This window comes from Paenibacillus sonchi (assembly GCF_016772475.1).
Classification (GTDB): domain Bacteria; phylum Bacillota; class Bacilli; order Paenibacillales; family Paenibacillaceae; genus Paenibacillus_AQ; species Paenibacillus_AQ sonchi.
On the sequence record NZ_CP068595.1, the window covers coordinates 5,305,787 to 5,319,883 of the forward strand.

The 14,097-nt window shown below is 53.0% G+C and carries 11 protein-coding genes and 2 pseudogenes; 11 read left to right on the forward strand and 2 right to left on the reverse strand.

Features of this window, described 5'->3' with window-relative positions:
* Positions 1-5 precede the first annotated feature (5 nt).
* The 5 genes from JI735_RS23705 to JI735_RS23725 all read left to right on the forward strand — a co-directional run bounded on the left by JI735_RS23705 (position 6) and on the right by JI735_RS23725 (position 5,423).
* Positions 6-584: a TetR/AcrR family transcriptional regulator gene (locus tag JI735_RS23705; RefSeq protein ID WP_233476028.1), complete on the forward strand. Its 579-nt coding sequence runs from the start codon at positions 6-8 to the stop codon at positions 582-584.
* Between the two features lie 61 nt (positions 585-645).
* On the forward strand, positions 646-2,100 hold the full coding sequence (locus tag JI735_RS23710; protein ID WP_202677684.1) for a DHA2 family efflux MFS transporter permease subunit: 1,455 nt from the start codon (positions 646-648) through the stop codon (positions 2,098-2,100).
* 234 nt (positions 2,101-2,334) lie between these two features.
* A complete protein-coding gene (locus JI735_RS23715) occupies positions 2,335-3,108 on the forward strand; it encodes a stalk domain-containing protein (RefSeq protein WP_202676494.1) in 774 nt (257 codons plus the stop codon).
* A gap of 168 nt (positions 3,109-3,276) precedes the next feature.
* Positions 3,277-3,891, forward strand: coding sequence for a TetR/AcrR family transcriptional regulator (locus JI735_RS23720; RefSeq protein ID WP_039838165.1), 615 nt, complete (start codon positions 3,277-3,279; stop codon positions 3,889-3,891).
* 35 nt (positions 3,892-3,926) lie between these two features.
* Positions 3,927-5,423: a DHA2 family efflux MFS transporter permease subunit gene (locus JI735_RS23725; RefSeq protein ID WP_039838167.1), complete on the forward strand. Its 1,497-nt coding sequence runs from the start codon at positions 3,927-3,929 to the stop codon at positions 5,421-5,423.
* 102 nt (positions 5,424-5,525) lie between these two features.
* Here JI735_RS23725 and JI735_RS36225 read toward each other — a convergent pair whose 3' ends face one another.
* Together JI735_RS36225 and JI735_RS36230 are read right to left on the reverse strand one after the other, a co-directional pair.
* Complete coding sequence (locus JI735_RS36225; protein ID WP_233476029.1) at positions 5,526-6,053, reverse strand: DMT family transporter; 528 nt, start codon at positions 6,051-6,053, stop codon at positions 5,526-5,528.
* Positions 6,017-6,424, reverse strand: a complete 408-nt coding sequence (locus JI735_RS36230) for a DMT family transporter (protein WP_233476030.1) — start codon at positions 6,422-6,424, stop codon at positions 6,017-6,019. The genes JI735_RS36225 and JI735_RS36230 overlap by 37 nt, the downstream gene beginning before the upstream one ends.
* 132 nt (positions 6,425-6,556) lie before the next feature.
* On the opposite strand from JI735_RS36230, the gene JI735_RS23735 reads away from it, so the two are divergent.
* From JI735_RS23735 to JI735_RS23760, 6 genes and pseudogenes are all read left to right on the forward strand, one after another.
* On the forward strand, positions 6,557-7,423 hold the full coding sequence (locus JI735_RS23735; protein WP_039838170.1) for a LysR family transcriptional regulator: 867 nt from the start codon (positions 6,557-6,559) through the stop codon (positions 7,421-7,423).
* Positions 7,424-7,517: 94 nt separating this feature from the next.
* Positions 7,518-8,569 (forward strand): annotated as a pseudogene (locus JI735_RS23740) (LacI family DNA-binding transcriptional regulator).
* A complete protein-coding gene (locus tag JI735_RS23745) occupies positions 8,566-9,726 on the forward strand; it encodes a Gfo/Idh/MocA family protein (protein WP_202676495.1) in 1,161 nt (386 codons plus the stop codon). The pseudogene JI735_RS23740 and the gene JI735_RS23745 overlap by 4 nt, the downstream one beginning before the upstream one ends.
* A gap of 39 nt (positions 9,727-9,765) precedes the next feature.
* On the forward strand, positions 9,766-10,491 hold the full coding sequence (locus JI735_RS23750; RefSeq protein ID WP_202676496.1) for a ThuA domain-containing protein: 726 nt from the start codon (positions 9,766-9,768) through the stop codon (positions 10,489-10,491).
* Between the two features lie 18 nt (positions 10,492-10,509).
* Positions 10,510-11,614: pseudogene (locus tag JI735_RS23755) on the forward strand (Gfo/Idh/MocA family protein).
* Between the two features lie 546 nt (positions 11,615-12,160).
* Positions 12,161-13,435, forward strand: coding sequence for an IS4 family transposase (locus tag JI735_RS23760; RefSeq protein ID WP_202676497.1), 1,275 nt, complete (start codon positions 12,161-12,163; stop codon positions 13,433-13,435).
* Positions 13,436-14,097: the final 662 nt, after the last annotated feature.

Genomic DNA, 14,097 nt, shown 5'->3' on the forward strand with positions numbered 1-14,097 from the left:
AGGAAGTGTCGCGCTTGTCAAACAAGCCTAATGCGCGTGAAGCGATTATCGATACCGCTTCAAGACTATTTTTCACACAAGGCTATCATGCTACAGGTCTAAGTCAGATTATCAAGGACAGCGACTCACCCAAGGGATCTCTGTATTATTATTTCCCCCATGGCAAAGAGGAACTGGCATTAACTTGCATCAATAAGACTAGCGAGATCGTAGTAAGACAGCTGAAGCAGTACGTGGAGAAGGATGTAGCTGTGGAGCAGGCGGTTCAGGATTTCATTCTGCAGATGGTCAGGGATGCGGAGGAGTCTGACTATACGGGAATGGTACCGTTCAGCTTCTGGGTAGCCGTAGAGACTTCGTGTATCAGCGAGGAGCTGAGAAAGGCATGCCAGGCTGTATTCAAGGATTGGCAGGATGTCATTCTGCAGCGGCTGCTGGAAGAGGGAACTGACGCTGAGCTCGCGGCTGATAAAGCATCAGTTGTCGTTTCGTTGTTTGAAGGCGCGCTGCTTCAGACCTTGACCTGCCGGAGCACCGGTCCGCTGCTTGCCGCGGCGAAGATGATTCCCGGATTGCTGGGTTAGGCAAAAAAAGAAAGATAGAGAAAATATGTTGATCAGGAGGATTTTTAGAGTGGGAGCCACCATGACTGGAAAGAAACAAACCGAAGAAAGAAAGTTCAAAACCATACCGATTCTTGTCTCCCTGCTGCTCGCCGGATTTATCGGCATGTTCAGTGAGACAGCGCTCAATGTGGCCTTAAGTGATCTGATGAAGGTTCTGGAGATTACACCGACGACAGCACAGTGGCTGACAACAGCTTACCTGCTCACCCTCGGTATTCTCGTACCGATATCCGGATTGCTTCTGCAATGGTTTTCTACAAGACAGCTGTTCGTTGCCGCATTAAGCTTTTCTATTCTGGGGACCTTCCTGGCCGCGATATCCCCGAATTTCGAGTTTCTGCTTACGGCCCGTGTTGTTCAGGCGCTCGGAACCGCACTGCTCCTGCCGCTGATGTTCAATACGATTCTGGTCATTATTCCTGCTGAAAAAAGAGGGGCGGCGATGGGGCTTATCGGCCTCGTCATCATGGTTGCTCCAGCGGTTGGACCGACAATTGCCGGTCTCTTGATCGAGAATCTGAGCTGGCACTGGATCTTCTGGCTGTCACTGCCGTTCCTGGTGATTGCCCTGATCTTCGGCATCCTGTTCATGCAGAATGTAAGCGAAGTGACCAAGCCCAAGATTGACCTGCTGTCGATTCTGCTGTCTTCCTTAGGTTTTGGCGGGATCGTATTCGGGTTCAGCAGCGCGGGTGAAGCCGATGGATGGGGAAGCCCGAAAGTCATTATTGCAATCGCCATCGGTGTGGTTGCGCTTCTGTTATTCGGTGTCCGCCAAGTGAAGATGAAGCAGCCGATGATCAACTTGCGCGCTTTTAAATTCCCGATGTTCGCCGTTGGGGTTGCAATGGTCTTCATCTGTATGATGGTCATTCTGTCCTCGATGCTCATCCTTCCGATGTATCTGCAGCAAGGACAAGGCTATACCGCATTCAAAGCAGGACTGCTGCTGCTGCCTGGTGGTCTTATTAACGGACTGATGTCGCCGATTATGGGCCGTCTGTTCGATAAGTACGGACCGAAATGGCTGGTTATTCCGGGCCTGATCCTCGTAGCTGTGACGCTGTGGTTCTTCTCAGGGATTACCGCTGCATCCACGATTGCTTTTGTTATTGTGCTGCACAGCACACTGATGATCGGTGTATCGATGATCTTCATGCCGGCACAGACTAACGGAATCAACCAGTTGCCGATGGAGCTGTATCCGGATGGAACAGCGATCATGAACACGCTGCAGCAGGTTGCGGGTGCCATCGGCACAGCGCTTGCCGTCAGCATCATGACAGCAGGCACCAAAAACTACATGAAAACTGTGGCCGATCCAACAGATCCTGCCAATATCTTACCTGCGTTCACCGAAGGGGTGCAGAACGCATTCATCTTCGGAATGGGCGTAGCTATCATCGGCCTGGTTCTGGCCTTCTTCATCAAACGTGTGATTGTACAGCACAAAGCACAAGCTCCGATGCACTAATTCTAACGTGTTCAGTTATTAACACAAATATTCTCAACCGGGAGGGACGTTTCCCCCGCCGCTTAAACGGCTGGGGAAACGTCCCTTTTGGAATAGACAGAAGCTTAAGAAATTATACTTTCCTCTGAAGCAGGAGTGTTATAAAATCAAAGCAAATGGGTAATGTTTAAGGTGAGGTCTAATTGCAGCAGCTTGAATGCCTAGTCAATCAAATACAGGAGAGGTGGAATCGATGTGAAGATCAAAATCGCAACCGTAATCCTCAGTATTCTGTTATTGGCAGCCGGGTTAGGGCTATTGCCGCCGCAGCGCGCGCAAGCCGCGGATCATATCAAGGTAATTCTGAATGGACAGTTGCTGCAGTTGGATGAGTCGGCGCCCTACAAAAGCGGATCGAACCTTATGATTCCGCTGCGGGAAACAGCCGAAGCCCTCAAATTTACAACAACGTATCAGGGGAGCACCGGACAAATTCAGCTTACACGGTTTAAAGATACCATTGACTTCAAGCTTAGCGGGGATGAAGTCTTGCTTAACGGCAAAGACAAAGTGGTATTAAATGATAAAATAGAAGTCAGACAGAAGCGCATTTATGTTCCGCTGTCCTTTTTTAATGCAATCGGGCTTATTGCCTCATATAGTCCGGACACCGGACAAGCCGAGATCTATGCACCCGAGGTGACGGCAGGCGCAGTAACCGGGCTGCTTGCGGCAGGCAAATACCAGGAGCTTCAGGATCGCTACTTGAGCAATACCGCTTCCCAGCAGGCCTTCTTGCAGGTCATCCAGAAAACCTGGGAATCTGTTGCGGTTCCCGCTGGAAATTACTTTGGAATGAAAACCACGGACAGCCACTGGGCACAGGATGAAATGACTATCCAAAGTGTGCTCATTTTTGCGAAGTCCGAGGCAACACTGACATTGACCGTGGACACAACGGGAAAAATTACCGGGCTGACCCTGGCCCCCCTTGCTGCAAGCGAGGCGGCAGCCGGTCCGGTCCAATAAGCACAGCAGGCAGGAAGGTGATCGTCCCTTGCGGTAAGGACGAAAGCCTTCTTTTTTCCGTGAAGCTATTGACAGGAAGGCTTTTTGGGCGTAAATTTAGTTCTTATTAAACGGTGTTTAAAACGATGATTAGACAAGATATCAGGAAAGGGGGATATTGCCGGATCTATGACCAGAGAGCACAGCATTGCAGACCATTCAGATAAGGATACGAAACAGGCCATCCTGAAAGCGACCGTGGATCTGATCCGCGAGGAAGGGTTCAGCTGTACTACAATGCGCAACATAGCTGCCAAAGCAGAGACGAATCTGGCCCTTGTCAACTATCATTACGGCTCCAAGGAGAAACTGCTGGCAGATGCGGTAAAGATGCTGCTCTCTACCTTTGATAATGCCTTTAAAGTGTTGGAGGACGACACAATGCCGCCAAGGGAGCGGCTCAAGCAATTTTTCGTCCGTTATATTCAAGAGCTCAAGCGGTATCCCGGAATGGCAAGACAAATGCTTGACCAGAGACATCATATTATGAGCTCACTGGATGAATACACGCGCTACTGCAAAACGATGCGGCTTGAAAAGATTTTGCAGGCGATTCAGGAGATTACCGGCGAGCAGGACAAAAATAAGCTGATGATGATGCAGCTTCAGATATATGGTGCAGTGGTTGTTCCTGTGATTATGCTCTCCAGCCTGCCTGAGGACAAATCGGATCTCATTCCGGTGTTTAATCCTCCTGCCATTGAGGAGCAGATTGACGGGTTGTTCGACCGTTATTTTCATTAATACTACCCAAATAAAGAAATGAGTGGAGAAAAAGAATGTCAACTACAACGAATGCAAAAGGCGCTCCGGCAGAGCAGCCCTTCTCACTGAAGGCTATACTGCCGCCATTGCTGGCCATTATCGTAGGGATGATTATGGTTATCCTCGACGGAACAGTGGTCAATGTAGCCGTGCCCAAGCTGGTAGAATATTTCAATACTGACCTCAAAACCGTACAATGGGCCATTACCGGATATACGCTTGCCCTGGCTGCCGTAATTCCCCTTGCCGGGTACATGACGGACCGGTTCGGTTCGAAGCAGGTATTTGTTTCAACGGTCGCTATGTTCGTACTGGGCTCCATGCTGTGCTCGATCGCGCAAACTTCAAGCCAGCTGGTACTCTTCCGTGTCATTCAGGGTCTGGGCGGCGGGATGGTTGCCCCCATCGGGATGGCGATGGTCTTCAGACTGGCTCCGCCGGAGCGCAGAGGGTCGATCATGGGTATGTTGGGTATTCCAATGCTGCTTGCTCCTGCACTCGGACCGGTTTTGTCCGGCTGGCTGGTGGAGTACGTGAGCTGGCACTGGATTTTCCTGATCAACGTGCCAATCGGAATCGTAGGAATCACTCTGGGCATCAAATATCTGCCGAAGACAGAAACGAAAGGAAGAGCCCATCTCGATATCCTGGGTATTATTCTGGCTCCGGTAGCCTTCTCCATGCTTGCTTACGGTGTGAATCAGGGCGGCGGTGAAAGCTGGTCCTCAACGGGTGCCATTGTAGGATTGTCTGTGGGCGGTGTGGCGCTGGTGTTGTTTATCATTGTGGAGCTGCTTCACAAGCATCCTCTGCTGGAGCTTCGCGTATTCCGTTCATCCGATTTCACCCGGGGGATTATTCTAAGCTGGGTTACCCAGGCTGCATTGTTCGGCTCCATGCTGTTTGTGCCGCTGTATTTGCAGCAGATCCGCAATTATACTCCGCTGGAAACCGGTCTGATCCTGCTGCCGCAGGCGCTGGCTTCCGGGATCGGCATGCCGCTGGGCGGCCGCCTGTTTGACAAAATTGGTGCGCGTCCATTGGTATTTGTCGGTCTAAGTATCATCTCAACCGCGCTGTTTATGCTTTCGGGTGTGACTGCAGATACCAGCCTGCCGTTCATTATGTCTACTTTGGCGATGATGGGTCTTGGCATGGGTCTTTCGATGATGCCGGTCAACACCCATGTGCTGAACTCGGCGCCGCGTGAATGGGTGAACCGGGTTACACCGCTCACCGCTGCTGCCCAGCAGGTTGTGGTGTCCTTTGCAGTAGCCGGAATGACCGGTTATCTAACCAGTCAAATAGCAGTTCATATGGGAAAAATGACCGCAGGCGCGAATCCGCTCTCTGCCATGGTTCTTGGATTCAATGATGTGTTCTTCTTCTCGGCCTGCATCGCTGTAGCAGGTGTGGTCATCAGCCTGATTCTGCGCAAGCCTAAAGTGTCTGCTGCTCCGGCTTCCCCGGACGCTCAGACCGCTGATCCCGCGATGATGATGGGGCATTAATCTTAAGCGAATGTTGTAAGAATGAAGAACGTCCCTTGCTGCCGGTTGGCAGGAGGGACGTTCTTTTTGTGCTATATATAAGGAGGCTGGTGCGGTACTAAGCTACAGATTCGCCCGCCGTTTCTTCAGCATCCTTGCCGGAGGAACAAAATGCAGCTTGCCCAGCAGCTCCGAGGCAACGATGCCCAGCAGAACCAGCGCTGCGCCTGTGTAGCCTTGGAGGGAGAGCTTCTCATGCACGAACCAGTAGCCGAAGAAGGCAGCGAAGACAGGCTCCAGGGCGAAGATCAGGCCGGTGCGGGTCGGTGAGGTGTACTTCTGGGCCACGGGCTGGAGGATGAAGCCGCAGGCGCTGCAGAAGATGCCGAGGGCGAGAATAGCAATCCAGCCGGGCAGGGTGGACGGCAGTGAAGGTGTCTCGAAGACGGCCGACAGAATCAGGGCATAGCCTCCGGCGAAGCCGAGCTGCAGAATGCCGATGTTCAGCGAGTCGCTGGTCTTGACCGCCCGGGCTGTGACCAGGATCTGCACCGCATAGAACACGGCAGACAAGATACAGAGAAGGTCGCCGGGACGGACCTGCAGCGAGCCGTTCAGCGTAAGCAACCCGATGCCGCTGATGGCGAGCATAGCGCCGAAGAGCTGCGGGGGCGCGACTCTTTTTTGAAGACCAGAACCTCCAGCATGGGGACGAACACCACGGTTAGCGCTACGAGGAAGCCGGCATTCGAGGTCGTGGTCGTCTTCAGCCCGAAGGTGATGCAGGTGAAGACTCCGAGCAGGAGGAAACCCAGCAATGCCCCATATTTCAATGTCCGGGCATCTACTGTTCTAAGGCGCTTGTGAAACAAAACCGCTGCCAGGATAAAAGCAAGCCCAAAGCGCAGCGCAATGAGGTTGAACTCCCCGAGCGACCCCAGACCCATCTTCATGAACAGGTAAGAGGAGCCCCAGAACATAGTTACTACAAAAAGCATCAGCTCAGCCTTAAGCGGCTTCATTCCTTCATCATCCTTCATCATTCCAAGTTGCAAGCCACTATAGTATAATATGCTCGAATACATAAGTTAACTGAATGTTTATCATAGAATACATGAGTAAAACTCATGTAATTTCAGGAGGTGCACAGCAGTTTGAGCATCAGCAAATACGAGGTGTTCCTAAAGGTAGTGGAGCTGGGAAGCCTGACCCGGGCCGCAGAGGTGCTGGGCTTCACCCAATCGGGAATCAGCCACACGATCAGCAGTCTGGAATCGGAAATTGGCTTCACTCTGCTGCTGAGAAACCGCTCCGGAGTCAGGCTGACAGTCAACGGCGAGCAGGTAGTTCAGCCCATCCGGGAGATCATGAAATGGAATGAGCAGCTGAAGCAGCAGGTCGCAGATATCCATGGCCTGGAGACAGGGACGATTACCATCGGCACCTTCACCAGCGTTTCGGTTCACTGGCTTCCGGGGATGATTAAGCAGTTCCGCCAGGAATATCCTTATATCGGGTTCAAGCTGATGGAAGGCGGTTATTTGGAAATCGAGCAGTGGATCGAGGCCGGAGTGGTGGATTGCGGATTTATCTCATTGCCCACAAGGGAGAACTTCGAGGTGTTTCCGCTGAAGCAGGACCGGATGCTGGCGATCCTCTCCAAGGAGCATCCCCTGAGCAAGGCTCCCTATATGCCGCTTGCGCAAATCGCCCATGAGGATTTCATTATCCCCAAGGCAGGTTCGGATTACGATGTCAGAAGGGTGCTGGAAAAGGCAGCGATCAAGCCGAATATCAAATTCTCCGCAGGGGATGATTATGCCATTATTGCCATGGTGGAAAACGGGCTTGGCATCAGTATTCTGCCGGAGCTGGTCATCCAGCGCCAGAACCATAACGTCGCCATGCTGGAGCTTGAAGAACGCAGCTTCCGTTCACTGGGCATCGCCGTGCATTCCATGAGACATGCTTCTCCGGCGGCCAAACGGTTCCTGGGGCATGTCCAGTCCTGGTTCAAATAGGGATTGACGCCAACCGGTCTTCGTGAGAGAATGTACGCGTGTACATTATACTGTATTTGATAAGAGCTCAGGTTCCCAGAACGATTTGGAAAGGATGATTGCTATCGCAAGCCGCAAAGAAGTTGCCGAGCTTGCCGGAGTTTCCGAAGCGACAGTCTCCCGTGTGCTGAACAATGTCGGTCCGCTCAAGGAAAAGACGAAGGAGAAGGTTCTTGCAGCCGCAAGGGAGCTGGGATATACGCCCAGCTCCCTTGCCCGGAGCTTTGCCCGCAGGCGCAGCGGCAACCTGGGCGTCATCATGCCCTATCTGCCCAAAGCCCGGTTGTTCTCCGCATATTATTTCTCCGAGATTCTGAGCGGAATCGGCAGCCGGGCCAGGGAAGAGGGGTATGATCTGCTGATGATCTTCCGCGATGCCGATGAGCCGCTGGATTACTGCGGACTCTTCCGTATGCGCAAGGTGGATGCCTGCATTGTGCTGGGCGCCAAGGAAGAAGCAGGAGAGCTTGCCGCGCTGCGGCAGCTGAAGCAGGAAGGGCATCCCTACTGCCTCGTCAACCAGCATTTTGCGGGTGAAGGATTCCATGAGGTGGATGCCGATCATGTGGAAGGCTGCCAGCTTGCGGTGAAGCATCTGCTGCAGCAGGGCTTCACCAGAATTGCCTTCCTGAATGGTCCGCTGGCCTATTCGAACAGCCGGGACCGGCTGGAAGGATATATGCGGGCATTTCAGGAGGCGGGCATTCCGGCAGACCCTTCGCTTTTGTTCGAAGGGAATTTCAGCCGCAGAAGCGGAATGGCGGCTGCACAGGTTATTGCCTCACAGCTGGAGCGCATTGAGGCTGTGGCGGCAGCCAATGACCGGATGGCCATTGGCCTGCAGCAAGGCCTCCGGGAGCTGGGCATCCCCGCCGAGCGGATGCCGGCGATCGTCGGCTATGACGATTCGGATGCCGCAGAGCTTACAACACCCGCCCTTAGCAGCGTGCGGGTACCCTTTTATCAGCTGGGGAAATTGCTGCAGCCAAAGTGCTGGAACTGCCGGAGAGCGGAAGCGGGGATACGGTGCAGGAGACTATCCATGTGAAGCTTCCCGCCAAGCTTATTGTGCGTGCTTCATCATTAAGATTAGGAGGGATTCAATGAAACAGCTGCGCATCGGAATGATTGGATACAAGTTCATGGGCAAGGCGCACAGCAATGCTTACCGGAGTCTGCCGATGTTTTTCCCGAAGGCGTTGAAGCCGGAGATGGCGGTGCTGTGCGGACGGAATGCCGCTGATCTGCAGGAGGCCGCAGCCCGGCTGGGCTGGTCGGATACCGTAACCGATTGGAGAGAACTGGTTGGCCGCGATGATATTGATCTAATTGATATCAACGCGCCCAGTGATGCGCATAAGGAGATTGCACTGGCCGCGGCGAAGGCCGGAAAGCATATTTTTTGCGAGAAACCCCTGGCCCTGACGCTGGCGGATTCCCGTGAAATGCTGGAGGCCGCAGAGGAAGCCGGAGTGATGCATATGGTTGGCTTCAACTACCGTTTCTCTCCGGCCGTCCGCCTGGCCAAGCGGCTGGTCGAAAGCGGACGGCTGGGACAAATCTATCATTTCCGGGCCTGGTTTCTGCAGGATTGGATTCTGGACCCCGAGTTTCCGCTGGTATGGAGACTGCAGAAGGAGATTGCCGGTTCCGGTTCGCATGGCGACCTCGGAGCGCATCTGATTGATCTGGCCCATTTTCTGGTTGGTGACATCCAAGAGGTGATCGGCATGAGTGAGACGTTCATCAAGGAACGGCCTTTGGCTGCCGAGATGACGGGTCTCAGTGCCAAGGCCAGTGCCGGTGCTCCAAGAGGCCCGGTGACTGTAGATGATGCCACACTGTTCCTGGCGCGTTTTGCAAACGGTGCCATTGGCAGTTTTGAGGCTACGCGTTTTGCTGCCGGCCACCGCTCGACCAATTCCTTTGAGATCAATGGCAGTCTTGGGAGTGTGAAATTTGATTTCGAACGGATGAACGAGCTTGAGGTCTATCTGACCTCTGACAAGGAGGATGTGCAGGGCTTCCGGCGGGTACTCGCCACAGATCCGGCCCATGATTATGCCGAAGCCTGGTGGCCGCCGGGACATACGATCGGTTTTGAGCATACCTTCATTCATGAATTTCTGGAGCTGGCATCGGCTGCCGCAGAAGGCCGCCAGCCGGTGCCGAATTTTCACGATGGCGTGAAATGCCAGGCGGTGCTGGAAGCCGTGGAACGGTCGGTGCAGGAGCGGCGCTGGGTTGAACTGTCTGAAATGTAATGGACTATATGCAATTATTCGGGAGAAGGAGTGATAATAATGAAAAAAGCATTAATCGTATGGGGCGGCTGGGATGGACATGAACCGGAGCAGGTTGCCGGGGTGTTCGCCGGACTTTTGCGTGAAGCACAGTTCGATGTCGAGGTTGCCAATACGCTGGAAGCCTTCGCTGACGGCGAAAAGCTGCTGGGCCTGGATCTGATTGTGCCGGTCTGGACGATGGGGGAAATCTCGCAGGAGCTGGTCAACAATGTGTCGGCAGCAGTCCAGAATGGAACCGGACTCGCGGGCTGCCATGGCGGGATGTGTGATTCGTTCCGCACGAATGTGGACTGGCAGTTCATGACTGGCGGGCAATGGGTTGCCCATCCCGGCAATGACGGTGTGCAGTATAAGGTAGAAATCTGCCAAAGCTCCAGCCCGTTGACCAAAGGCATTGAAGATTTTGATGTCACCTCAGAGCAATATTATCTGCATATCGACCCGGCTGTGGAGGTGCTTGCCACCACCCGGTTCCCGGTGATCCCAGGGCCGCACGCCACAAACAAGGCAGTTGACATGCCTGTGGTCTGGACCAAACGCTGGGGTCAAGGGCGGGTCTATTATAACTCGCTGGGTCATCACGCCGACATCGTTGAGCTGCCGCCTGTGAAGGAACTGATGCGGCGGGGGCTGCTCTGGGCGGCAGAGGGCAAGCAGGTGGCTGCGGCGAACCCTAAGCAAATGGCGGGGGCCTACAGCGGCATGGCGGACAGCCAATTCTAAGGCGGGAGCGATCAGGAGATGAAAAAAGTCAAGGTTGGCGTCATCGGCTGCGGCAAGATCAGCAGCATCTATATGGAGAATTGTCAAAAGTTTGCGATTCTGGACCTTTCCGCGTGCGCGGATATGGACCCGGCGCGGGCGGCAGAGCAGGCAGCCGCTTACGGAATCCCTGAACGTCTATACCGTAGAGCAGCTGCTCGCAGACCCGGAAATTGAAATCGTAATCAATTTAACCATTCCGGCTGCGCATGCCGAGATTAGTCTGCGGGCACTGGAGGCCGGCAAGCATGTCTATGTTGAGAAACCGCTGGCAGTTACCAGAGAGGAAGGACGCAAGGTGCTGGAAGCAGCCAGAGCCAAAGGGCTGCTGGTTGGCAGCGCCCCGGAAACCTTTCTGGGAGCCGGAATCCAGACTGCGCTGAAGATGATTGAGGATGGCGTGATCGGCAGGCCGGTGGCGGCGACATCGTTCATGATGAGCAGGGGGCATGAGTTCTGGCATCCTGACCCGGAATTCTATTATGCCTCAGGCGGGGGGCCAATGTTCGATATGGGGCCTTATTATTTGACCGCACTCGTTCAGCTCCTTGGCCCCATCCGCACGGTAGCAGGCATAACCGGTAAAGCATTGGCAGAACGGACAATTACAAGTGAGAAAAAAGCAGGCAAAAAAATTCCGGTGGACATCCCGACCCATGTTGCCGGGACGCTGCAATTCAGCAGCGGCGCAATCGCAACGCTGATCATGAGCTTCGATGTGTTCGGCGGCAGCGATCTGCCGCCGATTGAGATCTACGGTACGGAAGGATCACTTCAAGTGCCCGATCCCAACACCTTCGGCGGTACTGTTAAATACCGCCGAACGGGAGAGAGTGAATGGCGCGAACAGCCGCTCCTGCCCGGCTACGACCAGAATACGCGGGGGATCGGTCCTGCGGATATGGCTTACGCCATCCGTACCGGCCGTCCGCACCGGGCCAGCGGAGAGCTGGCCTACCATGTGCTGGAGGCCATGTGGGCTTTTCATGATTCCTCCGACTCGAAGCATTTCTACGAAATGGAGAGCAGCTGCGGGCGTCCATCACCGCTTCCTCCGGGACTTGCGCCGTATACACTCGACTAACATGAGCGGACCTTTTGTAGAGAATTAATTTGAGTATGAGGGATTTGTAAGTATCCGGAATTCTGCAGTAATAGCGCAGCACCGCTCACATACCGTGAACGGTGCTGTTTTGATGGTATGGGAATTCAATGGATCTCCTGTCCGCAGCATGCGCTAATTTCATGGAACCATGGATAGGATCAATACAAAAACGGCTAAAATGGAACCGTAAATGACATGCCGTCGGCGGCCTGAGAGCAAAGTGGCTCATCCCAACAGAATGAAACGGACTGAGATGACGTTATTTTTCGAAAAAGTCTTTTTTTCTGCTTGTTTCGGACTCAGGAGACCTTAAATCGCTGATTCGCTCTTAAAATGAGGGGAAAGAGGAGAAATAGCGGATTCTGTGTCACTAGCGTTGCATAAAAGCTCCCACAACATTTGATTTAGATAAATTAACTATATTTGTGAAATTTTATTTTATTTTCATGGGCATAAACTGAAAAATCCCCTATTGTAAAGATGTAGGTCGTTATCCAACCCCAACTTTACAAAAGGAGACTCACCATGGATAACATACCTAAAATGACCGTCATTCGTCAATGCCTTTCTTTATTGCCTACCTTGTCCCCCACTTGCGTCCCTTTGGACTATGGGGTAAAAAAGCTGCGTACCCTCGCACTATTGCAGCTTTCGGTAACCGCTCATCTTTTGCGCTGGGAATCCTACCGCGAGTATGCGTGGCAGCTCGACGCTTCCCCTGATCTGCAGGAACTCCTAGGGCTTCCAAGCATTAGTGCTTCACAGGTCAGCCGGCGGATGAATCAGTTGCCTACGGCCTTGCTGGAACATCTGTTTTATGCCCTAACCCATCTTATCAAAAACCTGTCCCGTCCTGCCTCGAGCGGGCTGCTTCAGCGAGTCGGGCGGTTACTTCTTGTGGATGCCAGTTGCTTGAAACTTCCTGCCTTTTTGTCTGACTGGGCCCGGGTGACGCGGGACCGCTGCGGCGTTAAAATTCATGTCTCGTACGCGGTGACTTCCCCGGAACATACCTTCGTTCAGCACATGGTGCCTTCCACGGGGAATGTGAGTGACTACGAAGGATCGGATCTGTTGCTGCACGAGGAAGAGGTCACCTATGTCCTGGATCGCGGGTACGTATGCTACGAGCGGATGGACCGCTGGATTGAAGGTGGGCTGAATTTTGTGATGCGCATCGCCGACCACCATCAAGCCAATGTGCTCCACGAGCACCCCGTTCCGGAAGGAAGCCGCATCCTGCGGGACGCCACCGTCCAAATGGGGAGCGGATATACGGCGATGGAGCAACGCGTTCGTCTCGTCGAATTTACGGATGAAAAGGGACGATTGTACCGAATTGTGACCACGCAATGGGAGGCCTCCGCCGAAGATATCGCAGAGATATACAAGCACCGGTGGCTGATCGAACTCTTTTTTAAGTGGCTGAAGCAGCATCTGCGGTTGGTTCGCTTGCAAAGTACCCAGCCGCAGGGAATCTGGAATCATTTGTACCTCTCTCTGATTGCCCATGCGCTGACACTGTACATTCGTTACACGCAAGCGCCGGAGAAAACAGAATGGGAAGTCCTCAAACGATTGCGAATTCATGCGGCCAAAGAGCACACGTGGGAAGAATTCATCCAGGAGCTCAACCGAAGGCCGACCCGAACGTCCAAAGGACGAAGAAAGACCGGGGCGAAGCGCAGAACACCGACACTCGACCATCCAGTAGCCTACACCAAAGCAGTCAACGAAAAACGGATCGTGGATCGGAAGCAGAAAAAAGCGGGTATCGAGCAGAACAAGAACAACAAATAAAGAGTGTTATGGAATAATATGGATGACAATGACCTACGCTTAAGAAAGGTCGTTCATTTTCTTCTTGACTGAATATATTGTGAAAATAATCACTAAATTCAATTGTCATTGCGGTTAATGTCAGTGTTTATGCAACGCTAGTGATTCTGTGTCCGTTTGACCTATTCGTCAGGCGGGCGATAGAATGTGCGCCCCAAGTCTCCCAGATGGGCGAATATCTTGCACGTTGTACAACAATGTATACGCCCAGCCCCCAAAACGGCGAATATCTTGCACGTTGTACAACAATGTATACGCCCAGCCCCCAAAACGGGCGAATATCTTGCACGTTGTACAACAATGTACACGCCCAGCCCCCAAAACGGGCGAATATCTTGCATGTTGTACAACAATGTACACGCCCAGCCCCCAAAACGGGCGAATATCTTGCACGTTGTACAACAATGTATACGCCCAGCCCCCAAAACGGGCGAATATCTTGCACGTTGTACAACAATGTATACGCCCAGCCCCCAAAACGGGCGAATATCTTGCACGTTGTACAACAATGTATACGCCCAGCCCCCAAAACGGGCGAATATCTTGCACGTTGTACAACAATGTATACGCCCAGCCCCCAAAACGGGCGAATATCTTGCCTATTGTACAACAATCCGCACTTT

Excerpts from the sequence above, each read along its gene's own strand:
- JI735_RS23710 (WP_202677684.1), top strand. The coding sequence starts at position 646 with ATGACTGGAAAGAAACAAACCGAAGAAAGAAAGTTCAAAACCATACCG.
- JI735_RS23720 (WP_039838165.1), top strand. The coding sequence starts at position 3,277 with ATGACCAGAGAGCACAGCATTGCAGACCATTCAGATAAGGATACGAAA.
- JI735_RS23725 (WP_039838167.1), top strand. The coding sequence starts at position 3,927 with ATGTCAACTACAACGAATGCAAAAGGCGCTCCGGCAGAGCAGCCCTTC.
- JI735_RS36225 (WP_233476029.1), bottom strand. The coding sequence starts at position 6,053 with ATGCTCGCCATCAGCGGCATCGGGTTGCTTACGCTGAACGGCTCGCTG.
- JI735_RS36230 (WP_233476030.1), bottom strand. The coding sequence starts at position 6,424 with ATGAAGCCGCTTAAGGCTGAGCTGATGCTTTTTGTAGTAACTATGTTC.
- JI735_RS23745 (WP_202676495.1), top strand. The coding sequence starts at position 8,566 with ATGAAACAGCTGCGCATCGGAATGATTGGATACAAGTTCATGGGCAAG.
- JI735_RS23750 (WP_202676496.1), top strand. The coding sequence starts at position 9,766 with ATGAAAAAAGCATTAATCGTATGGGGCGGCTGGGATGGACATGAACCG.
- JI735_RS23760 (WP_202676497.1), top strand. The coding sequence starts at position 12,161 with ATGGATAACATACCTAAAATGACCGTCATTCGTCAATGCCTTTCTTTA.